Genomic DNA, 25993 nt, shown 5'->3' on the forward strand with positions numbered 1-25993 from the left:
CGCCGCGCCATGCTGTACGACATCAACCTGCGCATCGAATACGACTACGAGGTTGCGGTCTCCGGCGGCCGGCACATGGTCCGCATCCTGCCACGCTCGATTCCCGGCCGCCAGCGGCTGATCGCCGGCGCGATCGACATCGTCCCCCAGCCGGTGGAGCGCAACGGCCTTGTCGATTTCTTCGAGAACTCAGCGACGTCGATCCTCTTCCGCAATGCCCACGACCGGCTGGAGGTCGACATGCAGGCCCGCGTCCAGGTGGATATCCGCCAGGATCTTCCGGATTTCTCGCCGCGGCCGGCCGAGCTTTCCAGGGAGATCACGGCCTATTGGTCCCTCGACCCTGAATCGCCGCACCACTTCACCGGTGACAGTCCCCGCCTCCCCCATTGCCGGGTGATTGCCGACTATGCGCGCTCGATCGCCCGCGACGGCATGACCGTGCAGGAGATCGGCACCGCGATCTGCGAGCGCATCCACCGCGACTTCACCTATGACGGCGAGGCGACCACGGTGGAGACCACCCCCACCGAGGCGTTCCACCTCAAACGCGGCGTCTGCCAGGATTTCACCCATGTGATGATCGTGGCGCTGCGCAGCCTCGGCATTCCCGCAGGCTATGTCAGCGGCTTCCTGCGGACCATCCCGCCTGCGGGCAAGGAGAGGCTCGAAGGCGCCGACGCCATGCACGCCTGGGTGCGCCTCTGGTGCGGGCGCGTGACCGGCTGGATCGAACTGGACCCGACCAACAACATCCCCGCCGGCAGCGACCATATCGTCGTCGGCTATGGTCGCGACTACGCCGACGTGGCGCCCGTCATCGGCATCGTCAAGAGCTACGGCCAGCAGACGACGACACAGGCGGTCGACGTCATTCCCGTCAACCCGCAAGGTTAAGCAAAGGCAAACCGTACAGTCCGTCCGATTTTGGCACATGCAGATGGCAGAGTGCCCGCGAGTCCCGATTGGAGACACCCGGCGGCGCCCGCAACCCCCTGCTTTCCGGGCTCTTTTTCGGATATTCCTCGAATTTTAGCTATTGCCGAAACCGGCGGATAATTTTTCCGCGCTATCGTCGCTTCAACATTATGACGATGGGGTGGCTTCCAAAATGAAACTGGCAACGGAAAAACGGGGTGTCCTTTCCCGCCTGATAAAGGACCGTCGCGGTAACTTCGGCATGATGACGGCATTGCTGCTTCCGGTGCTGCTGGGCGCCGGCGGCATCTCTATCGACCTGACGCAGATCATGATGACGAAGTCGCGGCTGCAGGATGCGGCCGACTCGGCGGCCCTTGCCGCCGCCTCGGCGCTGGCAAACGACAAGTACGCGATCTCGGACGCCAAGCTTCTGGCCATGCAGTTCCTCAAGACGCAGATGCAGGACGGCAGCGATCTGGACGACGAGGCCGCCAAGGCGAAATTGGAACTGCTGTCCAACTCCGAAATCGACATCCAGCAGATTGCGACGGTCGGCACAGGAAAACAGTTCGTGGTGCAGATCAATGCCCAGTATGGCGTGGACCTCAACCCGCTCACCCGCCTGCTGGTCAAGGACGTCTCCACCGTGAACGCATCGACCTCGGCCAAGAGCGCCACGGAATCCAAGAACGCACTTTCGATGTTCCTCGTGCTCGACCGCTCCGGCTCGATGTCGTTCATCACCAACGATATCGCCAGCAGCACGCAGAAGTGCAAGAACTGGACGGAGAAGAACTGGGGCTCGAACATCTCCGAGACGAAGCCTTGCTATACCCGCAAGATCGCCGCGCTGAAGCTGGCGGTCGCCAATCTCGTGACGCAGCTGAATACCGCAGACCCGAACAAGGAGCTCGTTCGCACGGCCGCGGTGTCCTACAACGACAAAATGCAGACTGAAACGACGTTTGCCTGGGGCACGGACGCCGCCCTCGCCTACGTCAATGCGCTGCCGACCCAGCCGGAGGGCGGTACCGATTCACATGCCGCCTTCGGCAAGGCTTACGAGAAGCTGACGATCTCCGACACGTCGAATGAGAAGACCGAGGAAGAATACCACAAGGAGAAGAACGGCCAGGTTCCGACCAAGTACATCGTCTTCATGACCGACGGCGAAAACACCGCCTACAACGGCAGCTCGAACGACTCCAATTCGAAGAAGTCCGACAAGGAGACGAAGGAATATTGCGATCTTGCCCGCACGGCCAAGATCGAGGTCTACACCGTGGCCTTCATGGCCCCGAAGCGCGGACAGGAGCTTCTGCAGTACTGCTCGACCACGACCTCGCACTACTACGAGGCCAAGGACATGGCCCAGCTCGTCGCCGCCTTCAAGACGATCGGCGAGCGGGCGGCTGGCGCCTATGCCCGCCTGACGCACTAAACCTTGGAAAGCCTGCCCTTTCGCAAGGCCCGCTGTTCCGACCGGACAGTGGGCCTTGTCTGTTTGTTGGCCATCCGCCGTGCATCCACCGCATGGCTCCTTTCTTCCGGCGCTGTATTGCAAGCGCTTCGGATAGATGCAAAATTGCGTCAAATCGCCACGTTTCTGTGTCTGCCGATCAGTAGAGAAGGGCTTCGTTACCACCCATGATGAACAGGGTCTCCGCCAACGAAATCCCCGCTCCCGCGCCACGATCCACCGAGCCGTCGCAGCTTGCGACCGAGCTGGTGGAACGCCTGAAATACCGCATCGGCAAGGATCCGAAGGTCGCCAAGCCGCATGACTGGCTGACGGCGGCGATCCTGGTCGTGCGCGACCGCATCACCGACAAGTGGATGGATTCGACGCGCCGCACCTACGCCACCGGCGCCAAGCGCGTCTACTATCTCTCGCTCGAGTTCCTGATCGGGCGGCTGATGCGCGACGCGATGACGAATATCGGCCTGATGGACGAGATGCGCGAGGCGCTCGCCTCCCTCGGCGTCGATATCGACATCATCGCCGAGCTTGAGCCGGACGCGGCACTCGGCAATGGCGGCCTTGGCCGGCTTGCCGCCTGTTTTATCGAATCCATGGCGACGACCGACGTGCCGGCCTATGGCTACGGCATCCGCTACGTTCACGGTCTCTTCCGCCAGCAGATTGCCGACGGCTGGCAGGTGGAACTGCCGGAGACCTGGCTGGCGCACGGCAACCCCTGGGAATTCGAGCGACGCGAAAGCTCCTACGAAATCGGTTTCGGCGGTGCGGTGGAGACGCTTGATCTCGGCGAAGGCAAGCAGCGCTTTGTCTGGAAGCCCGCCGAGCGCGTCATAGCCACGGCTTACGACACGCCGGCCGTCGGCTGGCGCGCCAAGCGCGTCAATACCCTCCGCCTCTGGGCGTCAAACCCGATCGACCCGATCCTGCTCGACGCCTTCAATGCCGGTGACCACATCGGCGCGCTGCGCGAGAGCAACAAGGCGGAAAGCCTGACGCGCGTCCTCTACCCTGCCGACGCCACCCCTGCCGGTCAGGAACTGCGCCTGCGCCAGGAGTTCTTCTTCTCGTCCGCCTCGCTGCAGGACATCCTGCGCCGCCACCTGCAACAGTATCCGGATTTCAGCTCGCTGCCGGATGCCGTCGCGATCCAGCTGAACGACACGCATCCGGCGGTATCGGTGGCCGAGCTCGTCCGCCTGCTGACCGACATGCACGGCCTAAATTTCGACACCGCCTGGGACATCACCCGCCGCACCTTTAGCTACACCAACCACACGCTTCTGCCCGAAGCGCTGGAAAGCTGGCCGGTTCCTCTTTTCGAGCGGCTGCTGCCGCGGCATATGCAGATCGTCTACGCGATCAATGCGAAGATCCTGATCGAGGCCCGCAAGGAACAAGGCGCCGACGATCAGAGCGTCCGCAACATCTCGCTGATCGAGGAAGGCGGCGAGCGCCGCGTGCGGATGGGCAACCTCGCCTTCGTCGGCTCGCATTCCGTCAACGGCGTCTCCGCGCTGCACACGGAACTGATGAAGGAGACGGTGTTCGCCGACCTTCACCGCCTCTACCCCGACCGCATCAACAACAAGACCAACGGCATCACGCCGCGACGCTGGCTGATGCAGTGCAACCCCGGCCTGTTCAACCTCATCCGCGAATCGATCGGCGACGCCTTCGAGGACGACGCCGAACAGCTGAAGGCGCTCGACCGCTTCGCCGGCGATGCCGCCTTCCAGGAGCGTTTCGCCGCGATCAAGCGCGAGAACAAGGTACGGCTCGCCAATCTGGTGCAGGCGAGGCTCGGCGTCCGCCTCGATCCGGGCGCCATGTTCGACATCCAGATCAAGCGCATCCACGAATACAAGCGCCAGTTGCTCAACATCGTCGAGGCCGTGGCGCTTTATGACCAGATCCGCTCGCGGCCGGAACTCGACTGGGTCCCCCGCGTCAAGCTTTTCGCCGGCAAGGCGGCGCCGAGCTACCACAATGCCAAGCTGATCATCAAACTGGCGAACGACGTGGCCCGCGTCATCAACAACGATCCGGCCGTGCGCGGGCTGCTGAAAGTCGTGTTCGTGCCGAACTATAACGTCTCGCTTGCCGAGGTCATGGTTCCGGCCGCCGACCTTTCCGAGCAGATCTCGACGGCAGGCATGGAAGCGTCGGGAACCGGCAACATGAAGTTCGCGCTGAACGGCGCGCTGACGATCGGGACGCTCGACGGCGCCAATGTCGAGATGCGCGACCACGTGGGTGCGGAAAACATCGTCATCTTCGGCATGACCGCAGACGAAGTCGCCCGGGTTCGCGCCGAGGGCCATAACCCCCGCGCCATCATCGAGGGTTCGCCGGAACTGTCGCAAGCGCTGTCGGCCATCTCCTCGGGCGTGTTTTCTCCCGACGACCGTGGCCGCTTTGCCGGCCTGATCGACGGCCTCTACAATCACGACTGGTTCATGGTCGCGGCCGACTTCGATGCCTACGCCAAGGCCCAGCGCGACGTCGATGCGCTCTGGACGGACGGGGCCGCCTGGAATTCCAAGGCGATCCTGAACACGGCGCGGATGGGCTGGTTCTCCTCAGACAGGACCATCCGTCAGTACGCCACCGAGATCTGGGGCGCTTGATGGCGAAAAAGGACCCGGTGGCAAAGCAATCGACGGGTCTGGCGAAGGCCGAAATCGAGGCAGTTCTGAACGGCCGTCATTCGGATCCCTTTGCCGTGCTCGGCATCCAGCAGGTCGACGACAAGTTCGTCGCGCGCTGCTTCATCCCGAACGCGGAGACCGTGTCTGCCGAAACGCTGGCCGGCAAGACGATTGGCCAGCTCGAACGCCTCGATGCGGCGGGATTCTTCGCCGGTCCCGTCTCCATCCGCAAGCTGCAGCCCATCCGCTACCGCGCGCGCAATGAAGGCGGGGAATGGATCGTCGTCGATCCCTATTCCTTCGGCCCCGTGCTCGGCCCGATGGACGATTACTATATGCGGGAGGGATCGCACCTGCGGTTGTTCGACCGGATGGGTGCCCATCCGCTCACGCTCGAGGGGGTCGACGGCTTTCATTTCGCCGTCTGGGCGCCGAACGCGCAACGCGTCTCCGTCGTCGGCGATTTCAATGAATGGGACGGCCGCCGCCATGTCATGCGCCGGCGCGGCGACACCGGCATATGGGAAGTCTTCCTGCCCGGCGTGACCGTCGGCAGCGCCTACAAATACGAGATCGTCGGCAAGAACGGCGAACTTTTGCCGCTGAAGGCTGATCCCTTCGCACGGCGCTCCGAACTGCGCCCGCGCACCGCGTCGATGACCACGGGCGAGATCGAACAGCAGTGGGAGGACGAGGCCCATCGCGCCTTCTGGGCCAGCGCCGACGCGCGCCGACAGCCCATCTCCATCTACGAAGTGCACGCGGCCTCCTGGCAACGGCGCGACAATGGCGAAATGCTCTCGTGGGACGAGCTGGCGGACCGGCTGATCCCCTATTGTGTCGACATGGGCTTCACCCACATCGAATTCCTGCCGATCTCCGAATATCCCTACGATCCGTCCTGGGGCTACCAGACCACCGGGCTCTATGCGCCGACGGCGCGCTTCGGCGACCCGGAAGGCTTCGCCCGCTTCGTCAACGGTGCCCACAAGGTGGGCCTCGGCGTCATCCTCGACTGGGTGCCGGCCCATTTCCCGACCGACGAGCACGGTCTGCGCTGGTTCGACGGCACTGCGCTCTACGAACATGAAGACCCCCGCCAGGGTTTTCATCCCGACTGGAACACGGCGATCTACAATTTCGGCCGTCAGGAGGTTCTGGCCTTCCTGATCAACAACGCCCTCTACTGGGCCGAGAAGTTCCATATCGACGGCTTGCGTGTCGATGCGGTCGCCTCCATGCTCTACCTCGACTACTCGCGCAAACACGGCGAGTGGGTGCCGAACGAGTATGGCGGCAACGAGAACCTGGAGGCCGTGCGCTTCCTGCAGACGATGAATTCCCGCGTCTACGGCGCACAGCCGGGCGTGATGACCATCGCCGAGGAATCGACCTCCTGGCCGAAGGTGTCCCATCCCGTCCACGAAGGCGGTCTCGGCTTCGGCTTCAAGTGGAACATGGGCTTTATGCACGACACGCTGCAATTCATGTCGCGCGAGCCGGTGCACCGCAAGTTCCACCACCACGACATGACCTTCGGCCTGCTCTATGCCTTCACGGAGAACTTCGTGCTGCCGCTCAGCCATGACGAAGTGGTCCATGGCAAAGGCTCGCTGATCGCCAAGATGACGGGCGACGACTGGCAGAAGTTCGCCAATCTGCGCGCCTACTACGCCTTCATGTGGGGATACCCCGGCAAGAAGCTGCTTTTCATGGGGCAGGAATTCGCCCAGTGGCGGGAGTGGAGCGAGGATCGCGCGCTCGACTGGAACCTGCTCGAATACCGCATGCACGAAGGCATGCGCCGGCTGGTGCGCGACCTCAACGGCACCTACAGGCGCCGGGTCGCCCTACACGCGCGCGATTGCGAGGGCGAAGGGTTCGAGTGGCTGCTTGCCGACGATCGCGACAATTCGGTCTTCGCCTGGCTGCGCAAGGCGCCGGGCGAAAAGACGATCGCGGTGGTCACCAACTTCACGCCCGTCTACCGCGAAGCCTACCGCATACCCTTGCCGGGCGAGGGCCGCTGGAAGGAGATTCTCAACACCGATGCCGACATTTATGGCGGCTCGGGCAAGGGGAATGGCGGTGCAGTGCAGGCGACAAGAGACAAGAACGGGAACGTTTCAGCGATGATAACATTGCCGCCGCTGGCGACTTTGATGCTGGAACAGGATGCATGACGGACTGCTCGGGAGGACAACAATGGAGCAAAAGCGCAACCAGCCACTGGCGCGCGACGCCATGGCCTATGTACTGGCAGGCGGTCGCGGCAGCCGCCTGAAGGAATTGACCGACCGCCGGGCCAAGCCCGCCGTCTACTTCGGCGGCAAGGCGCGCATCATCGACTTCGCCCTGTCAAACGCCTTGAACTCCGGCATCCGCCGCATCGGCGTCGCGACGCAGTACAAGGCCCATTCGCTGATCCGTCACTTGCAGCGCGGCTGGAACTTCTTCCGCCCCGAGCGTAACGAGAGCTTCGACATCCTGCCGGCCAGCCAGCGCGTCTCCGAGACCCAGTGGTACGAAGGCACCGCCGACGCGGTCTACCAGAACATCGACATCATCGAGGACTACGGCGTCGAATACATGGTCATCCTCGCCGGCGACCATATCTACAAGATGGACTACGAGCTGATGCTGCAGCAGCACGTCGATTCCGGCGCGCAGGTGACGATCGGCTGCCTCGAGGTGCCGCGCATGGAGGCGACGGGCTTCGGCGTCATGCACGTCAACGAGAAGGACGAGATCATCGACTTCGTCGAGAAGCCGGCCGATCCGCCGGGCATCCCCGGCAATCCGGAAATGGCGCTCGCCTCGATGGGCATCTACGTGTTCCACACGCGCTTCCTGATGGATCTGCTGCGCCGCGACGCCGAGGACCCGAATTCCTCGCGCGACTTCGGCAAGGATATCATTCCCTACATCGTCGAGAACGGCAAAGCCGTCGCTCACCGCTTCACCGCCTCCTGCGTCCGCTCCGACTTCGAGCGTGAAGCCTACTGGCGCGACGTCGGCACGGTGGATGCCTACTGGCAGGCCAATATCGACCTGACCGACATCACCCCGGAACTCGACATCTACGACAGCACCTGGCCGATCTGGACCTTCGCCGAGATCAAGCCGCCGGCGAAGTTCGTCCATGACGACGAGGACCGGCGCGGCTCGGCAATCTCCTCGCTCGTCTCCGGAGACTGCATCATCTCGGGATCCTCGCTCCATCGCAGTCTGCTCTTCACCGGCGTACGGGCAAACTCCTACTCGCGGCTCGAGGGCGCGGTGGTGCTGCCGGACGTAAAGATCGGCCGGCACGCACAGCTTCGTAATGTCGTCATCGATCGCGGCGTAATCATTCCGGAAGGCCTGGTGGTCGGTGAGGATCCCGAGCTCGATGGACGGCGCTTCCGTCGCTCCGAGAACGGCATCTGCCTCATCACCCAGGCGATGATCGACAAGCTGGACCTGTAGGTCAAAACTCTAGGATCAGTCGCCCATGAATGTGCTTTCGGTGGCATCCGAAGTCTTCCCGCTGATCAAGACAGGCGGGCTCGCCGACGTGGCGGGCGCCCTGCCGCTGGCGCTTGCGGGAAACGGCATACGGATGCGCACGCTCCTGCCCGGCTATCCCGCGGTGATGCAGCAACTGGCCAGGCCGCGCAAGGTCGCCACTCTGGCCAGCGTGTTCGGCGACGAAATGCGCATCCTGTCTGCAACCCACGCCGGCCTGGAACTGCTGATCCTGGACGCCCCGGCCTATTTCGACCGCACCGGCGGCCCCTATGTGGACGTGACCGGCAGGGACTATACCGACAACTGGAAGCGCTTCGCCGCGCTATGCCACGCAGGTGCGGAAATCGCACGCGGCCTGCTGCCGGACTGGACGCCGCAGGTCGTGCACGCCCACGACTGGCAGGCCGCGATGACGCCGGTCTACATGCGCTATACCGGCCTGGAGCGCGTCCCCAACGTCATCACGGTGCACAATCTTGCCTTCCAGGGCCAGTTCGGGTCGGAAATCTTCCCTGAGCTCGGCCTGCCGCAGGACGCATTCAGCGTCGAAGGGCTGGAATATTACGGCGACGTCGGCTTCCTCAAGGGTGGTCTGCGCACCGCCTGGGAGGTGACGACCGTCAGTCCCACCTATGCGCAGGAAATCACCACGCCGCAATACGGCATGGGCCTGGAGGGCCTGATCAATGCCCGCGCAAACGAGCTCATGGGCATCGTCAACGGCATCGACACGTCCGTGTGGGACACGGCAACCGATCCGCATATCCCCGCCAACTACGGCCCCTCGTCGCTGCGGATGCGTGCGAAAAACCGCAGTGCGCTGGCGGATCGGTTCGGCCTGATCGACGACAACGGCCCGCTGTTTTGCGTGGTGTCGCGCCTGACCTGGCAGAAGGGCATCGACCTGATTGCGGAGCTTGCCGACTGGATCGTGGCCGAGGGTGGCAAGCTTGCAGTGCTCGGCTCAGGCGACCAGGGACTGGAAGGCGCCCTGCTGGCCGCCGCCTCCCGCCACCGCGGCCGCGTCGGAATCGTCATCGGCTATGACGAGCCGCTGTCGCACCTGATGCAGGCCGGCGCCGACGCAATCCTCATCCCCTCGCGTTTCGAGCCCTGTGGGCTGACGCAGCTCTACGGGTTGCGCTACGGCTGCGTGCCGATCGTCGGCCGCACCGGCGGTCTTGCCGATACCGTCATCGATGCCAACGAGGCAGCGCTTGCCGCGCGCGTCGCGACAGGCTTCCAGTTTGCACCCGTTGACGTTGAAGGGCTTCGACAGGCGCTTCGCCGTGCTTTCACCGCATTTAGAGAACCTAAGGTCTGGGCCCGGTTGCAAAAACAGGGCATGAAGTGCGACGTTTCCTGGGAACGCAGCGCCGAACGCTACGCCAAACTTTATTCCAGCCTCCTTGCGAGAGTCTAAGTTATGATCAAGACCGTATCCACCACACCTTACAGCGACCAGAAGCCCGGCACCTCGGGCCTTCGCAAGAAGGTGCCTGTCTTCCAGCAGGAAAACTACGCGGAGAACTTCATCCAGTCGATCTTCGATTCACTGGAGGGTTTTGCCGGCCAGACGCTGGTGATCGGCGGCGACGGCCGTTACTACAACCGCGAGGTCATCCAGATCGCCATCAAGATGGCGGCTGCGAACGGCTTCGGCCAGGTGCTCGTCGGCCGCGGCGGCATCCTGTCCACCCCCGCCGCTTCCAACGCCATCCGCAAGCACAAGGCCTTCGGCGGCATCATCCTGTCGGCAAGCCACAACCCCGGCGGCCCGACGGAAGACTTTGGCATCAAGTACAACATCGGCAATGGTGGCCCCGCGCCGGAAAAAATCACCGATGCAGTCTTCGCCCGCTCCAAGGTGATCGATACCTACAAGATCGCCGACGCCGCCGACATCAACATCGATATCGAGGGCACGCACACCGTCGAGGGGACCACCGTGACCGTCATCGATCCGGTCACAGACTATGCCGAGTTGATGGAGCAGCTCTTCGACTTCGCAGCGATCCGCGCGATGTTCGCCGGCGGTTTCCGCGTCGTCTTCGACGCCATGAGCGCCGTGACCGGCCCCTACGCCAAGGAAATCCTCGAAAACCGGCTCGGCGCACCGAAGGGATCGGTGCTGAATTTCATGCCGCTGCCCGATTTCGGCGGCCACCATCCCGATCCGAACCTCGTCCATGCCCGAGCGCTCTATGAGGCGATGATGGCCGACGACGCGCCCGATTTCGGCGCTGCCTCCGACGGCGACGGCGACCGCAACCTCATCATCGGCCGCGGCATCTTCGTCACCCCATCCGACAGCCTCGCGATTTTGGCCGCCAACGCGCATCTCGCCCCCGGCTACAGCAAGGGCCTGTCCGGCATCGCCCGCTCCATGCCGACGAGCGGCGCTGCCGATCGCGTGGCGGAAAAGCTCGGCATCGGCATGTACGAGACGCCGACCGGCTGGAAGTTCTTCGGCAACCTGCTCGACGCCGACAAGGTGACGATTTGCGGCGAGGAAAGTGCCGGCACCGGCTCCAACCACGTGCGCGAGAAGGATGGCCTGTGGGCCGTGCTCCTCTGGCTCAACGTGCTTGCCGTGCGCAAAGAAAGCGCGCTCGACATCGTCCGCCAGCATTGGGCAACCTTTGGCCGCAACTACTACTCCCGCCACGACTACGAGGAAGTGGATTCGGCCGCAGCGAACGGTCTGATCGCGGACCTGCGCGCCAGGCTTGCCGACCTGCCGGGCAAGACCTTCGGCGGCCTCACCGTCGAGAAGGCCGACGACTTCGCCTATCACGACCCGATCGACCAGTCGGTCAGCGAGCACCAGGGCATCCGCATTCTCTTTGCGGGCGGGTCGCGTATCGTCTTCCGCCTGTCCGGTACCGGCACGTCGGGGGCGACACTGCGTGTCTATATCGAACGCTTCGAGCCGGACACCGCCCGTCATGACATCGAGACGCAGACGGCACTCGCCGATCTCATCGCGATTGCCGACGAAATCGCCGATATCAGGGCCCGGACGGGCCGCGACGCACCGAGCGTGATCACGTGAGGTTACGGCACCCGCCCGTTTCCAACGAGCGGGTGCCGGACCATGCAGGGCGAAGCGGAACGGCGGGCGTTCCGTCGCTCGACTGCTCTCCATCAGGGACGATTTCCCTTTTCCGAATGCCTTCCAGCGGAGACGTTTCGACAGGATGCCAGAAGCGATCGAGACGACATTGGGAGCATCGATTAGCGCGGACGGGACGGCCTTCACCGTGCGCTCGCGCGACGCCAGCCGCGTCGATCTCTGCCTTTTCGACAAGGATGGGCGCCGGGAAATCCGGCGCGTGCCGATGCAGCGCGAGGGCGACCTGCACCATGTTTTCGTCGCGGGGCTGGGCGCCGGCGCCCGATACGGCCTGCGCGCCGAGGGCGTCTATGCGCCCGACCATGGCCTCTGGTTCGACCCGGCCAAACTCCTCGTCGATCCCTACGCCCGGGAGCTCGATCGCCGTTTCGTCCACGACGCCCGCCTGACCCGGTTCGGCGAGGATACCGCCGACCTCGTGCCGAAGGCTGTTCTGACGGTGGACCGGCCCGTCGAAGTCAAGCCGCCGCTCTTCGCTCCGGGCGCTGTGATCTACGAAGTCGCTGTGCGCGCTTTCAGCATGCTGCATCCGGAAGTGCCGCCGGAGATCCGGGGCACGATCGCCGCTCTGGCTCATCCCGGCGTCATCGCTCATCTGAAGCGCATCGGTGTCGATGCGGTCGAGCTCATGCCGATCGTCGCCTGGATCGACGAGCGTCATCTCCCCCCGCTCGGCCTTCACAACAGCTGGGGCTACAACCCCGTAGCGCTGATGGCATTGGATCCGCGCCTGGCGCCAGGCGGCGTGAAAGAGCTCGCCTCGACTGTGGCAGCCCTCCATGCCGAAGGGATCGGCGTCGTCCTGGACCTGGTGTTCAACCACTCCGGCGAGAGCGACCGGCAGGGCGCTACCCTTTCCATGCGCGGCCTCGACAACCTGACCTATTATCGCCACGTCGCCGACCGCCCGGGCGAACTCGTCAACGATACCGGCTGTGGCAACACCATCGCCTGCGACCATCCCGTCGTCCGCCGCCTGATCCTCGACAGCATGCGCCACTTCGTCGTCAATGCCGGCGTCGATGGCTTCCGCTTCGATCTCGCCTCGATCCTCGGCCGCGGCGCGCACGGCTTCGACCCTAAGGCCGCCCTGTTCGAGGACATCCACGCCGACCCCGTCCTGTCCGACCGGGTGCTGATCGCCGAACCCTGGGACATCGGCCCCGGCGGCTATCAGCTCGGCAATTTTCCTGAAGATTTCCTCGAATGGAACGACCGCTACCGCGACGATGTCAGGCTGTTCTGGCGGGGTGATCCCGGGCGTCTCGGCTCCTTCGCCACCGCCCTCTGCGGCTCGTCGAACATCTTCCAGCGCGGCGGGGCGGCGCGCACCCGTAGCGTCAATTTCGTCGCCGCCCATGACGGCTTCACCCTCATGGACCTCGTCTCCCATGGCCGCAAACACAACGAGGCCAATGGCGAGGAAAACCGCGACGGCCACAACGACAATCATTCATGGAACAACGGCACAGAAGGCGAGACGAGCGACCCCATCATCCGCGCCGCCCGTCAGCGCGACGCAATGGCGCTCCTTTCAACCCTCTTCGTCTCGAAGGGCACGGTGCTGCTGACGGCGGGCGACGAAGGCGGTCGCAGCCAGCACGGCAACAACAACGCCTACTGCCAGGACAATGTCATTACCTGGCTCGACTGGTCGGCACTCGATGCGGAACTGGTGGCACACACCGCAGCGCTCGCCGCGATCCGCCGCCGTTTCGACATCTTCTCCGACACCGCGTTCCTCACCGGCCGGGGTGACGTCGAGTGGTTGCGCCCGGACGGCCTGCCGATGCAGACGGCCGACTGGGACAATCCGCTCGCCCCCTCCTTCGTGATGCTGCTCTCATCGCATGACGCGGCTAGCGACAGCACGGTTCGCCTCGCTGTCTGCGTCAACAGGGGGCGGGACGGCATGGCGCTGGCACTGCCCTGCCCGGGCTCCGGCAGCTGGCAGAGTTTGCTTGTCCACGGCGATGGTACCGCAAGCGAAATCGCTCCACGCAGCATCGACATCCTCATCGAGCGCCCTTGACCGGCAGGTCGAAATCGCTTGCACGAACAGAATGCTTTCCTTTCCCCATCCGTCGCTCTAAACATCGCCATAGCTTTGCACCCTGGGCTTGTGAAAGGACTGTCGATGCCTCGCGAAATCCATCTCACCGACGTCAGGGGCCTTGTCGGCGAGGAGATCGGCGTGTCGAAGTGGTTCACGGTGGACCAGACCATGATCGACCGCTTCGCCCAGGCGACGGAAGATCATCAGTTCATCCACACCGACCCTATCCGCGCCGCGGCGGAAACGCCGTTCGGCGGCACGATCGCGCACGGCTTCCTGTCGCTGTCGCTGCTGTCGGCGATGAATTTCGACTGCGTGCCGCGCGTGCTCGAACAGACGATGGGCATCAACTACGGCTTCGAGAAGGTGCGCTTCATGACGCCTGTGAAATGCGGCGCGCGCGTGCGCGGCCGCTTCAGGATGGCGGACGCTCGCTTTCGCGGCGCAGGCATGCTGATGGTCACCTACGACGTGACGGTGGAAATCGAGAACGAACGGAAGCCTGCACTGACCGCCAACTGGATGACCATCATCCAGTTCGACCCCAAGGACCGGCCGGAAGATGCGTGAGCTGCAAGCAAGCTTGCAGAACGCCGCAACACTTCTCAAATAAAAAAGGCTGCAACCTGTGCGGTCGCAGCCCTTTATGATCGCTTGTACTGAGGGCTGTCAAAGCCCCGCGTCTTCCGCCCCTTCCGCCAGCAGGCCGAAGGCATAGGGCGCGAACGAACGCCAGCATTCGACGCGATAGTCCTGCTCGCCCGTGCGGAAGATCACCACCTCGATCTTGCCGAGCACGGTGCGTGCGCAGGCGCCGACCGGGAAGACGGACGGCGACAGGTCGTGCGGGCTGGCGCTGGCGATCGCGGCCGCAGCCTTCGTCCCGGCGACCAGCACCGCAGTGTTGCGATGGGAGACGTCGACTGCCGAATGAAGCACGTCGGCCTTGGCCGCCAGGGCGGCCAGGTCCGCACCGTTCTCGTCGATCAGCAGCCACTCGTCCGGTCCGAGCCACAGCGCATGCCTGGCGTCCGACGAAGCCGATGTCTTGGGCTTCGTCGGCAGGTCGAGACCGAGCGCCTTCGACAGGGCCGTGACCGCATCCGTGCCAGCGCGCAACGACAGGCGCGAGGCCGGGCCGGCGGCGGTGACGTGAGCTGCGGCGGAGCCGCCGTGGAAGCCGCCGAGCGGCGCCTTGCGGAGTGCTTGTTCAGCCATTGAGGCGAGCTCCTTCCTTGTCGATAAACACCATGTCCGTCACTTCGACCGCGACCGTGCGGTCGGGCATTGGCACGTAGAGCGTCTGCCCCGTCCGGGAATGACCGCCCTCCACCAGCGCAAATGCGATCGAATGCCCGCAATTCTCCGACCAATAGGCCGAAGTGACGTGGCCGAGCATCTTCATCGGCATCGGCTGGTTCGGATCGGCGACGATCTGCGCCCCCTCCTCGAGCACCAGCTTCGGATCCTTGGTCCTGAGGCCGACGAGCTGCTTGCGGCCCTCCTTGACGAGATCCGGACGCTTCAGGCCGCGAATGCCGACAAAGTCGGTCTTCTTCTTTGAAACCGCCCAGGCAAGACCGGCGTCGAAAGGCGTCACCGTGCCGTCCGTGTCCTGGCCGACGATGATGTAACCCTTCTCGGCGCGCAGCACGTGCATGGTCTCCGTGCCGTAGGCGCAGGCGCCAAGCGTCTCCGCCCGAGCCCAGATCGCTTCCCATACCGCCTGGCCGTAGTCGGCCGGCACGTTGACTTCATAGCCCGCCTCGCCGGTGAACGACATGCGGAACAGCCGCGTCGGCACGCCGCAGATCTTGCCCTCACGCACGCTCATGTGCGGGAACGCTTCGTTGGAGATGTCGATGCCTTCGACGAGCGGCGCGATGATCTCGCGCGCCTTCGGCCCCTGCACGGCGATGACCGCCCACTGTTCGGTGGTAGAGGTCAGCCACACCTTCAGATGCGGGAATTCGGTCTGGAGATAATCCTCCATGTGGTTCATCACCCGCGGAGCGCCGCCGGTGGTGGTCGTGACGTGGAAGCGATCCTCGGCGATGCGCCCGACGACGCCGTCGTCATAGACGAAGCCGTCCTCGCGCAGCATGATGCCGTAGCGGCAGCGGCCGGGCTTCAGCGTGTCCCATGCGTTGGTGTACATGAGATTGAGAAATTCCGCCGCATCCGGCCCGACGACTTCGATCTTGCCGAGCGTGGACGCATCGAAGACGCCCGCGACCGCGCGCACTGTCCGGCACTCGCGGTCGACCGCCTCCTGCATGGTCTCGCCGGCGCGCGGATAGTACCAGGCGCGCTTCCAGTTGCCGACGTCCTCGAAGAGGGCTCCGTGCGCCTCCTCCCAGGCATGCATCGGCGTCTTGCGGGCCGGATCGAACAGGTCGCCGCGCGAATGATTGATGATCGTTCCGAACGTAACCGGCGTATAGGGCGCGCGGAAGGTGGTGAGACCGACCTTCGGAATCTCCCGGCCCAGCGTCTCGGCGGCGATCGCAAGCCCGTGCAGGTTGGAAAGCTTGCCCTGGTCGGTCGCCATGCCGTTGGTGGTGAAGCGCTTGATGTGCTCGATCGAGTGCATGCCCTCGCGCACGGCAAGGCGGATGTCCTTGGCGCAGACGTCGTTCTGGAAGTCGATGAACGCCTTGACGTTTGTGTCCGCTCCCGCACCTTCGGCCGCGCCGGCCATGCCGCCGGTCCATTCGAAAGCGTTCTCGCCGCGCAATTCGACCTTCTCGCCGCCGTCGTTGCCGGTGGCACGCGCCATCAGCTCGCCGGCCGCAAGCGCCTCCTCGATCGTGGCCTGCAGACCATTCGTGCCGTTGCAGGCGCCGACCGACAGGCAGTCCTGCGCATAGGTGCCCGGCAGGAACTGCCCGGTCTCGGCATTGTAGGCGACCTTGCCGCGCGACTGCGAGAACAGGTGTACCGACGGCGTCCATCCGGCCGAGGTCAGGAGCGCATCGACCGCAATCGAGCGCTTGCCGCCGCCGCCGTTGCGCACGACGGTGATGGATGAGACGCGGCGATGGCCCTTGGTGTCAACCACGGAATGCCCCGGCAAGACCTCGATGCCATGGCTACGGGCCTCGTTGAGGACGGCATCGCCCGGCTTGCTGCGGCTGTCGATGATGGCGGCGATCTGCACGCCGGCGCGCTTCAGGTCGAAGGCGGCCTCGTAGGCCGAATCGTTGGCCGTATAGATCGCCACCTTCTTGCCGACGGCGACGCCGAAATGGTTGAGATAGGTGCGCGCGGCCGACGCCAGCATGATGCCGGGCCGGTCGTTGTTGCCGAACACCATGTGCCGTTCGATCGCGCCGGTGGCGAGTATGACGCGCTTGGCGCGCACCTGCCACAACCGCTCGCGCGGCGCCTTGCGATCGGGGCGGGCGACATGGTCGGTCACGCGTTCGACGAGACCGACGAAATTGTGGTTGTAGTAGCCGAACGCCGTGGTGCGGGAGAGCACGGTGACGTTCTCCATCGCCGCGAGCTTTGCGGCCGCCTCCTGCGCCCAGACGAACCCTTCCTTGCCGTCGACGGTGACGGAACGGTCGTAGTGCAGCGCACCGCCGACCTCGGGCTGCTCGTCGCAGAGAATGACGCGGGCGCCGGTCGCAGCTGCCGCCAGCGCCGCCGACAGACCCGCCACCCCTGCGCCGACGACAAGCACGTCGCACGTGGCGTAGCGGTTTGCATAGTGGTCCGGATCTTCTTCGGTGGGCGCCGTGCCGAGGCCGGCGGCACGACGGATCACCGGTTCATAGACCTTCTCCCATGCAGCCTTCGGCCACATGAAGGTCTTGTAGTAGAAGCCGGCGGCAAAGAATGGCGACATCAGGTTGTTCAGCCCGCCCACGTCGAAGGTGAGCGAGGGCCAGCGGTTCTGCGAGGTCACCTTCATGCCGTCGAAGACTTCCTGCACCGTGGCGCGCACGTTCGGCTGGCGGCGGGCGGCGTCGCGGGCGACGTCGATCAGCGCATTCGGTTCCTCGGGACCAGCGGACACGATGCCGCGCGGCCGGTGATACTTGAACGAACGGCCGACGAGGTGAACGCCGTTGGCAAGCAGCGCAGAGGCGACCGTATCACCCTCCAGCGCCTCATAGCTCTTTCCGTCAAAGGTAAATCGCGCAGTTCTGGCTGGCGTCAGGCGGCCCTGACCGGCAATGCGATTGGCGCCGCTCATTTCGCAGTCCCTTCCGTGGCTTCATAGGTCTCGACCGTCTTCTCCGTGGCGGGATGGACGGCTGATAGATCGGGCTTAGGCTCGCCGGCCTTGTAGCTGGCGTAGAACTTGTCGCTGACGGTATCGCGCGCGGCATTGAAGAAGCGGCCGCAACCATGGATATGGCGCCAGCGCTCGAAGATGAGGCCCTTGGGGTTGTCGCGCAGGAAGAAGAACTCCGCGAACTCCTCGTCTGTGATGTCGGCGATGTTGGTCGGACGCGCGATATGCGCATCGCCGCCGTGGCGGAACTCGAGTTCGGAGCGCTCTTCCTCGCAATAGGGGCAATAGATCAGTAGCATGCGGTCTCTCCTGTCCCGCACCGGCAGCACCGATGGGCTTGCCGGGCGCGCGGGGAAAATGGGTTCAGTGCGCCACCGCGGCAGCCGCGGCCTCGTCGATCAGACGTCCCGTCCGGAAGCGGTCGAGCGTCAGACCGGAGGCAAGCTTGTGCGGCTCGCCCTTGGCGATCAGGTGCGCGAACAGGTGCGCCGAGCCCGGCGTCGCCTTGAAGCCGCCCGTACCCCAGCCGCAGTTGACGAACAGGTTCGGAACGGGTGTGACACCCTGGATCGCCGAGCGGTCCGGCGTGTTGTCGGTGATGCCGCCCCACTGGCGCATCATCTTGACGCGGCGGAACATCGGGAAGAGTTCGCAAATGGCGTCGAGCGTATGGGTGATGATCTGCAGGCCACCTGTCTGCGAATAGGAATTGTACTGGTCGGTGCCCGCACCGATGACCAGTTCACCCTTGTCCGACTGCGAAATATACGCATGAACCGTGTTCGACATGACCACACAGGGGAAGATCGGCTTCATCGGTTCGGAAACGAGCGCCTGCAGCGGCACCGAATGCAGCGGCACGCGCACGTCCGCCATCGACATGATCACCGAGTTGTGGCCGGAGGCCGAAACCGCGATCTTCTTCGCGCCGATGAAGCCGCGGCTTGTTTCGACACCGGTAACCTCGCCGTTCGGCCCGCGCCGGATGCCCTTGACCTCGCAGTTCTGGATGATGTGCACGCCGCGGTCGGAAGCCGCGCGCGCATAGCCCCAGGCGACCGCGTCGTGGCGGGCGGTACCGCCGCGGCGCTGCAGGGCCGCGCCGTTGATGGGGTAACGGGCGGTGGCGGAGATGTCGAGCGGCGGACAGAAGTCCTTCGCCTGCTCGGGCGTCAGCCACTCGTTGTCGATCCCGTGCAGCCGATTGGCATGGATGTGGCGCTTGAAGGATTGCCTGTCGTGAATGTTGTGCGACAGCATCATCACGCCGCGCGGCGAGTACATGACGTTGTAGTTGAGCTCCTGACTCAGCCCTTCCCAGAGCTTGAGCGAGTGCTCGTAGATGTCCATGCTCTCGTCATAGAGATAGTTGGAGCGGATGATGGTGGTGTTACGGCCGGTATTGCCGCCGCCGAGCCAGCCCTTCTCGATCACCGCGACATTGGTGATGCCGTGCTCCTTGGCGAGATAGTAGGCGGCACCCAGGCCATGACCGCCGCCGCCGACGATGATGACGTCGTATTCCTTGCGCGGCTCGGGAGAAACCCACTGGGGCTCCCAGCCCTTGTGGCCGCGCAGCGCCTCGCGTGCGACGGCGAAGACCGAAAATTTGCGCATCCGCCTTACTCCGTATGTCCGGGTCATTTCCGTGTCGTGGATAGAAAGCAAATCTGGCAAAGTTACAACGTTTTCTTTGCGACGCATTGCGGCGCGCTTGTGCAGCATGCGACATCCGGCGGAGCGCCCGGGGCCGCCGCTCGGCGAACAGTTAATTTTGCACGGCTTTGCGCCGAACCGTCTGGACTTCCGCCTGCCGATCTGGTATCCGACCTCCCAATCGCCGTCCTCCGGGCTGCGAAGCGAATTATGTATTGCCTCGTTGACCTGATGCCCCGAGGCTTCCAACACAAACCAAAGGAACGGGATACTCGTGCAGGTACTAGTCCGCGATAACAACGTCGATCAGGCGCTCCGCGCTCTCAAGAAGAAGATGCAGCGCGAAGGCATCTTCCGCGAAATGAAGATGCGGGACTACTACGAGAAGCCGTCGCAGAAGCGCGCACGCGAAAAGGCAGAAGCCGTTCGCCGCGTTCGCAAGCTGGCGCGTAAGCGCGCTCAGCGCGAAGGTCTGGTCAGCGGCGGCCGTACGGCTCGTTGATCCGTCGTTTTTTCGACGTTTTCAGATGCAAGGTCAGGCGGGGGCGAAGCTATCGCCGCCGCCTTTTTTGATGCGTTCGGGGCAACCCGGAGGTAGGCGCATCGCCCGGCAGCCGCAAAGCGGTACAGGCCGGTGGCGTCGGCCAAGCCTTGGCGGCGGGCCAATGCCTGCAGGGGCCGGAACATGCGGCCCTGGCATTGCCGGATGGCAAACCGCCTGTTGGCGGGCGCATGCGGCCAAAATCGATGCAGGATCTGGCGCGGACGCGCCTTGTTGAGGGACGATATCTTGAAAATGGCAGCACTCACGGGGCAATCGACTTCCAGTCTGAAACGCCTTGCTCCCGCCTCGGACCTTCGCCGGCCCGTCTCCGCAGCACTCTTCACCGTCATTGCCGCGATTTCGCTGTCTGCATGCCAGAGCGCCGGCACGTCTACCGACGTCATCCGCGTCGAACGCGCCCAGGGCTCCACGGAGAACATCTCCTCCCTTTCCAGCGTGATCGCCGCCAATCCGCAGGACCCGGAAGGCTACAACGTGCGCGGGTCGGCATACGGCCGCGCCGGCGAATCGCGCAAGGCCGTCGACGATTTCAATCGCGCCATCGAACTCAACCCGCGCTTCTACCAGGCCTATGCCAATCGCGCGCTGGTGCTGCGCAGCATGGGCAAGCAGTCCGAGGCCGCGTCTGACTACAACAGGGCGCTGCAGATCAATCCGAACTACGACGTCGCCTATATCGGCCGCGGCAACCTCTATCGGCAGGCCGGACGGGTCGACGAAGCCTTCAACGACTTCAACAAGGCGATCTCCCTCGACACGACCGACCCGCGCGCCTACCACAACCGCGGCCTGATCTATCAGCGGCGCGGCCAGCACGGCCCGGCGATCGAGGATTTCTCCAAGGCCATCTCGCTGTCTCCGAGCTCGCCCGAGCCCTATAACGGCCGCGGCCTTTCCTACGCGGCACAGAACGACGACGACAACGCGTTCGCCGACTTCAACACCGCCATCGGTCTCGACGGCAACATCGCCGAATCCTGGGCCAACCAGGCACTGATCTACGAGCGCCGCGGCGAAAAGGCAAAGGCTGCGAAATCCTACTCGCACGCCCTGCGCCTCGATCCGAACTACCAGCCCGCCAAGGACGGCGTCGCGCGCACCCGCGGCGGTGCCGCCTGACGTTCGAATAGCGAGGCGTCCTGCGCCTTGTCGACAGTCCTTGACGAATATGTGCCCGGAGAACGCTACGTTCTCCGGGCTTTTTCATGCCGGTTGAAGGGACGTTCGGCGCAGCATTGTCCACGCGCCTTCGCACGCAGCTCTCGCCCTGCCGACTATTGATCCCTGTCGGTAACAAAAATGCCCGCCGGATGAGGGCGGGCATTTGTGGAGGACGGGCGTAACGCTTCGCCTCAGTGGTTCATCGCCTTGACGATGTCCTCGGTCATCTTCTTGGCATCGCCGAGCAGCATCATCGTGCCGTCCTTGTAGAACAGCGTGTTGTCGATGCCGGCATAGCCGGAGCCGAGCGAGCGCTTGACGAACAGGCAGGTCTTGGCCTTGTCCACGTCGAGGATCGGCATCCCGTAGATCGGCGAGGACTTGTCGTCGCGGGCGGCCGGATTGGTCACGTCGTTGGCGCCGATCACATAGGCAACGTCAGCCTGGGCGAACTCGGAGTTGATGTCCTCCAGCTCGAACACCTCGTCATAGGGCACGTTCGCTTCGGCAAGCAGTACGTTCATATGGCCGGGCATGCGGCCTGCCACGGGATGGATCGCGTACTTCACCTCGACGCCGTTCGCCTTCAGCTTGTCGGCCAGCTCGCGCAGCGCATGCTGCGCCTGTGCCACCGCCATGCCGTAGCCCGGCACGATGATGACCTTCGAGGCATTCGCCATCAGGAAGGCCGCGTCGTCCGCCGAGCCCTGCTTGACCGTGCGCTGGATGCCGTCGTCGGCGGCAGCCGCGGTCTCGCCGCCGAAACCGCCGAGGATGACCGAGATGAACGAACGGTTCATGCCCTTGCACATGATGTAGGACAGGATCGCGCCCGAGGAACCGACCAGCGCGCCCGTGATGATCAGCGCGAGGTTGCCGAGCGTGAAGCCGATACCGGCGGCCGCCCAGCCCGAATACGAGTTCAGCATCGAGACGACGACCGGCATGTCCGCCCCGCCGATCGGCACGATGATCAACACGCCAAGCACGAGCGACAGCGCCACGATCGCCCAGAAGGCGAAATGGCTTTCGCTGGTTGCCAGCACGGCGATGAAGGCAACGATAAGGGCCAGCAGCACCGCATTGATCACGTGGCGGCTGGGAAGCAGGATCGGCTTGCCCGACATACGTCCGTCGAGTTTCAAAAAGGCGATGATCGACCCGGTAAACGTGATCGCGCCGATCGCAACGCCGAGCGCCATCTCGACGAGCGCCTGGCCGTGGATCGAGCCGACTTCGCCGATGCCGAAGGCGGACGGCGAATAGAGCGCTGCCGCCGCAACGAGGACGGCGGCAAGCCCGACCAGCGAGTGGAAACCCGCCACCAGCTGCGGCATCGACGTCATCGGGATCGACCGGGCGATGTAGGCCCCCGCCCCGCCGCCGATCGCAAGGCCGAGGACGATGAGCGCAAGCCCGCCCAAGGACGGCGTCGCCAGAAGCAGGGTGGTGAGGATCGCGATCGCCATGCCGGTCATGCCGAGCATGTTGCCGCGCCGGCTCGTGGTCGGATGCGACAGGCCGCGCAGCGCCATGATGAACAGGACGCCGGAGACGAGATAGAGGAAGGCTGCAATATTCGGGGACATCAGCGCAGCCTCACTTCTCTTTTTTCTTGTACATCGCCAGCATGCGCTGGGTGACGAGGAAGCCGCCGAAGATGTTGACGGAGGCGAGGACCAGGGCGACGAAGCCGAAGCCGGTGGCAACGCCCGAAAGCGAGATGCCGACGGCAAGCAGGGCGCCGACGACGATGACCGAGGAGATCGCGTTCGTCACCGCCATCAGCGGCGTGTGCAGCGCCGGCGTCACCGACCAGACGACGTAGTAGCCGACGAAGATCGACAGCACGAAGATCGCAAGCCGGAAGACAAACGGATCGATGGCGCCGCCGGAGACGCCGTGGGCGGCAGCGCCCGCCGCCTCCGGCACGTATTCGGCCGCCGTGCGCACTGCCTCGACCGCGCGCTCGAGATCGGAGATTGCCTTGTCCAGGAGTTCGTTGGCCATCATGCTTCTCCCTTCATCTGCGCGGCGGCGAAGTTCGGATGAACGACGGCGCCGTCGCGTGTCAGCATGGTCGCCTTCACCAGTTCGTCGTCGGGATTGACGGCAAGCGTCCTGGTTTCCTTGCTGACGAGCGTCTCGAGGAAGGTGACGAGGTTCTTGGCATAGAGCAGCGACGCGGACGCCGCGATGCGGCCCGGCACATTCAGATAGCCGATGACCTTGACGCCTTCGACCTCGGCCACCTTGCCGGCCTCGGCGCCCTCGACGTTGCCGCCGCGCTCGACGGCAAGATCGACGGCGATGGAGCCGGCCTTCATGCTCTTCAGCATGTCGCGGGTGACGAGCCGCGGCGCCGGGCGGCCGGGGATCAGCGCGGTCGTGATGACGATGTCCTGCTTGGCGATGTGCTCGGCCACCAATGCCGCCTGCTTGGCCTGGTACTCTTTCGACATTTCCTTGGCATAGCCGCCGGCGGTCTCGGCTGCCTTGAACTCTTCGTCCTCGACCGCGATGAACTTGGCGCCGAGAGAGGCGACCTGCTCCTTGGCGGCTGGGCGAACGTCGGTGGCCGAAACGGCAGCTCCCAAGCGGCGCGCCGTCGCGATCGCCTGCAGGCCGGCGACGCCGGCACCCATGACGAAGACCTTGGCCGCAGGCACGGTGCCGGCCGCCGTCATCATCATCGGCATCGCGCGATCATATTCGGACGCGGCGTCGATCACCGCCTGATAGCCGGCAAGGTTTGCCTGCGAGGAAAGCACATCCATCGACTGGGCCCGCGTGATCCGCGGCATCAGTTCCATGGCAAACGTCACAAGCCCCGCCTTGGCCAGCGCGGCCAGCGCCTTGTCGTTGCCGTGGGGATCCATGATCGCGATCACGATCGCCCCGGGCTTGTATCCCTTGATTTCCTTGTCTGCCGGCCGGCGCACCTTGAGCACGACATCCGCACCCTTGGCATCCGCAACAGTGCCGATCCTCGCACCGGCCGCCTCGTATTCGCCGTCGGCGATGCGCGATGCAAGACCGGCTCCCGCCTCGACGATCACATCGAAGCCGAGAGACTTCATCTTCTTCACGGTTTCGACGGATGCCGCGACACGGTTTTCTGCGGGATCAATCTCCCGCGAGACAAACACGATCTCTCCCAATGCCAATCCTCCCCCAAGTTTGGCCAAGCTTTCTCATTCGGGCGCCCGGAAAGGACGCCGCGTTCGGCGGTAAGCGCCGGACGATCAGCGAAGGAGGACGAAGCCGAGAACGTTGAGGACGATCAGTAGAACGAGCGCGGAAAAGAAGCCGGCGCCGGTAAAGAAGCCCGCGGCCATTGCGATCAGCAGCGTTACGCAGAACATCGTCCCGTACTTGCTCGCATTGACGAACAGGTTGTAGGTCTTCTCATGCTCCGGATAGTCCATCGGTGCGCCCGTTTCGACCGGCCCGGTGTGATGTTCAGCCATGCTATCGTCTCCTGTCTGCATACGCCCGGGCCTGGACGGCCGGGAACGCCCCCTCGCCGCGAAATGCAAAGCCGTGGTCCGGCGCATGATTTCGCACTAAATGCACGGTCTCTGGCCTTACACAAAGGCTTGCCAAAGCGCAACGCGCCGGGGGCCGATTCCGACATTTTTTGGGCGATGCGCGGCGCGACCCGTGGCCGCGGCACCGCGCCGGTCGGGCTTTATCGCGCCAGGCTCTCGGCGCCGATCTGGATGCGGCTTGTTCCGAAATGCGCCAGTCGCGCGGTCGGACGTACCGTCAGCGGGCTCATGTCCCCGCTCCGGTCGAACATCATCCGCCGCTCGAACGCTTCCGACTTGAAGAACGGGAACCGGACGTAGAGCTTCGGCAGCACTTCCTTCACCCGCGTTGCCATCAGCATCAGGTCGATGATGAACTTGCCCTGGTTGCTTTTCGGCGAGGCGACGAAGTCGGCGTCGAAAACCCGCTTGTAGAAGGCGGCATGCGCCGGCTTGACCATCTGCAGGCAACGATCCGCCTGGAAATAGTCGGTCGCCATCGTGGCCAGGCGAAGCGTCAGGTAGGGAATGGCGGGCATCTCGCTCCAGATCTCCGGATCTGCGGCCAATCGCACCGGATCGATCAGCGTCATCCCCGCGTCCAGAAAGGCATTGAGCTCGTCGGGAAACACCTTGCCCGACGAATTCACGCGGTGATCGGGCGTGACATGGTGAAGGCGAACCGTCGAGATCAGCCGCTCGTCGTAATAGATGCCGAAGACATAGGCGTGGCTGTCGAAGTCCACCTCGTCGATCAGAAGCGGCGATTCTTCCCCGAGATGCATGACCGCCCCGGCCTTGTAGGCCTTGTAGCGGATGCGGGCGACATCCTCCATGTCCTCGCCGGTCTCGACTCTTCGATACTCGACCCGGTCAAGCAGTTCCATGAGCTTGTCTGAAAATCGATTGGTGGCCGATTGAGAGGTCGCCATTAAGCACAAATCCCCGGTTGAGTGACTGCGGCCCCTTCACCGCGCCGCTACACTCAATCATTTCGAGCAATTTGTGTAAATTACCATTTATTAACCTTAACAGCAATTAACGACGATTATAAGAATCAATACATTAGATGTTCCTTTCA

General features: G+C 64.0%; 20 protein-coding genes. 11 read left to right on the forward strand and 9 right to left on the reverse strand.

Going from position 1 to position 25993, the window contains the following annotated elements; genetic code table 11:
• Positions 1-9 precede the first annotated feature (9 nt).
• The 9 genes from HV823_RS10795 to HV823_RS10835 all read left to right on the forward strand — a co-directional run bounded on the left by HV823_RS10795 (position 10) and on the right by HV823_RS10835 (position 14324).
• A complete protein-coding gene (locus tag HV823_RS10795; protein WP_176949711.1) occupies positions 10-897 on the forward strand; it encodes a transglutaminase family protein in 888 nt (295 codons plus the stop codon).
• Positions 898-1111: 214 nt separating this feature from the next.
• The gene (locus tag HV823_RS10800) at positions 1112-2362 is read left to right on the forward strand and encodes a vWA domain-containing protein (protein ID WP_176949712.1); all 1251 of its coding nucleotides are present in this window, start codon (positions 1112-1114) and stop codon (positions 2360-2362) included.
• A gap of 206 nt (positions 2363-2568) precedes the next feature.
• Positions 2569-5031 (forward strand): glycogen/starch/alpha-glucan phosphorylase, encoded by a 2463-nt coding sequence (locus HV823_RS10805; protein WP_176949713.1) that lies wholly within the window; start codon positions 2569-2571, stop codon positions 5029-5031.
• Positions 5031-7235, forward strand: a complete 2205-nt coding sequence (glgB, locus tag HV823_RS10810) for a 1,4-alpha-glucan branching protein GlgB (RefSeq protein WP_176949714.1) — start codon at positions 5031-5033, stop codon at positions 7233-7235. The genes HV823_RS10805 and glgB overlap by 1 nt, the downstream gene beginning before the upstream one ends.
• 22 nt (positions 7236-7257) lie before the next feature.
• Positions 7258-8520 (forward strand): glucose-1-phosphate adenylyltransferase, encoded by a 1263-nt coding sequence (gene glgC / locus HV823_RS10815; RefSeq protein ID WP_176949715.1) that lies wholly within the window; start codon positions 7258-7260, stop codon positions 8518-8520.
• 25 nt (positions 8521-8545) lie between these two features.
• Positions 8546-9985 carry a glycogen synthase GlgA gene (gene glgA, locus HV823_RS10820; RefSeq protein WP_176949716.1) on the forward strand — a complete coding sequence of 480 codons (1440 nt, stop codon included), beginning with the start codon at positions 8546-8548 and terminating at the stop codon, positions 9983-9985.
• Positions 9986-9988: 3 nt separating this feature from the next.
• On the forward strand, positions 9989-11617 hold the full coding sequence (locus HV823_RS10825) for an alpha-D-glucose phosphate-specific phosphoglucomutase (protein WP_176949717.1): 1629 nt from the start codon (positions 9989-9991) through the stop codon (positions 11615-11617).
• A 145-nt stretch (positions 11618-11762) separates the two neighbouring features.
• Positions 11763-13730: a glycogen debranching protein GlgX gene (glgX, locus tag HV823_RS10830; protein ID WP_176949718.1), complete on the forward strand. Its 1968-nt coding sequence runs from the start codon at positions 11763-11765 to the stop codon at positions 13728-13730.
• 105 nt (positions 13731-13835) lie between these two features.
• Positions 13836-14324: a MaoC family dehydratase gene (locus HV823_RS10835; protein WP_176949719.1), complete on the forward strand. Its 489-nt coding sequence runs from the start codon at positions 13836-13838 to the stop codon at positions 14322-14324.
• A 99-nt stretch (positions 14325-14423) separates the two neighbouring features.
• Here the strand turns inward: HV823_RS10835 and HV823_RS10840 are convergent, their stop codons facing one another.
• From HV823_RS10840 to HV823_RS10855, 4 genes are all read right to left on the reverse strand, one after another.
• Positions 14424-14972 (reverse strand): sarcosine oxidase subunit gamma, encoded by a 549-nt coding sequence (locus HV823_RS10840; RefSeq protein WP_176949720.1) that lies wholly within the window; start codon positions 14970-14972, stop codon positions 14424-14426.
• A complete protein-coding gene (locus tag HV823_RS10845) occupies positions 14965-17958 on the reverse strand; it encodes a sarcosine oxidase subunit alpha (RefSeq protein WP_176949721.1) in 2994 nt (997 codons plus the stop codon). Before HV823_RS10845 ends, HV823_RS10840 begins: the two co-directional genes overlap by 8 nt.
• Positions 17955-18299, reverse strand: coding sequence for a sarcosine oxidase subunit delta (locus HV823_RS10850; RefSeq protein WP_097137121.1), 345 nt, complete (start codon positions 18297-18299; stop codon positions 17955-17957). Before HV823_RS10850 ends, HV823_RS10845 begins: the two co-directional genes overlap by 4 nt.
• Before the next feature lie 64 nt (positions 18300-18363).
• Positions 18364-19617 carry a sarcosine oxidase subunit beta family protein gene (locus HV823_RS10855; RefSeq protein ID WP_176949722.1) on the reverse strand — a complete coding sequence of 418 codons (1254 nt, stop codon included), beginning with the start codon at positions 19615-19617 and terminating at the stop codon, positions 18364-18366.
• 313 nt (positions 19618-19930) lie between these two features.
• Between HV823_RS10855 and rpsU the strand changes: the two genes are divergently transcribed.
• On the forward strand, positions 19931-20158 hold the full coding sequence (gene rpsU, locus HV823_RS10860) for a 30S ribosomal protein S21 (RefSeq protein WP_097137118.1): 228 nt from the start codon (positions 19931-19933) through the stop codon (positions 20156-20158).
• A 288-nt stretch (positions 20159-20446) separates the two neighbouring features.
• Positions 20447-21340 carry a tetratricopeptide repeat protein gene (locus HV823_RS10865; protein WP_425487651.1) on the forward strand — a complete coding sequence of 298 codons (894 nt, stop codon included), beginning with the start codon at positions 20447-20449 and terminating at the stop codon, positions 21338-21340.
• Positions 21341-21573: 233 nt separating this feature from the next.
• On the opposite strand, the gene HV823_RS10870 is transcribed toward HV823_RS10865, so the two are convergent.
• From HV823_RS10870 to HV823_RS10890, 5 genes are all read right to left on the reverse strand, one after another.
• Positions 21574-22971 (reverse strand): NAD(P)(+) transhydrogenase (Re/Si-specific) subunit beta, encoded by a 1398-nt coding sequence (locus HV823_RS10870; RefSeq protein ID WP_176949724.1) that lies wholly within the window; start codon positions 22969-22971, stop codon positions 21574-21576.
• Positions 22972-22981: 10 nt separating this feature from the next.
• Positions 22982-23392, reverse strand: a complete 411-nt coding sequence (locus HV823_RS10875) for an NAD(P) transhydrogenase subunit alpha part 2 (RefSeq protein ID WP_176949725.1) — start codon at positions 23390-23392, stop codon at positions 22982-22984.
• Positions 23392-24543, reverse strand: coding sequence for a Re/Si-specific NAD(P)(+) transhydrogenase subunit alpha (locus HV823_RS10880; protein ID WP_176949726.1), 1152 nt, complete (start codon positions 24541-24543; stop codon positions 23392-23394). The genes HV823_RS10875 and HV823_RS10880 overlap by 1 nt, the downstream gene beginning before the upstream one ends.
• Positions 24544-24627: 84 nt before the next feature.
• Positions 24628-24852, reverse strand: a complete 225-nt coding sequence (locus HV823_RS10885; RefSeq protein ID WP_176949727.1) for an aa3-type cytochrome c oxidase subunit IV — start codon at positions 24850-24852, stop codon at positions 24628-24630.
• A gap of 221 nt (positions 24853-25073) precedes the next feature.
• Positions 25074-25844 (reverse strand): N-acyl amino acid synthase FeeM domain-containing protein, encoded by a 771-nt coding sequence (locus HV823_RS10890; RefSeq protein WP_176949728.1) that lies wholly within the window; start codon positions 25842-25844, stop codon positions 25074-25076.
• Positions 25845-25993 lie beyond the last annotated feature (149 nt).

Source organism: Mycoplana rhizolycopersici, assembly GCF_013378445.1.
Lineage (GTDB): Bacteria > Pseudomonadota > Alphaproteobacteria > Rhizobiales > Rhizobiaceae > Mycoplana > Mycoplana rhizolycopersici.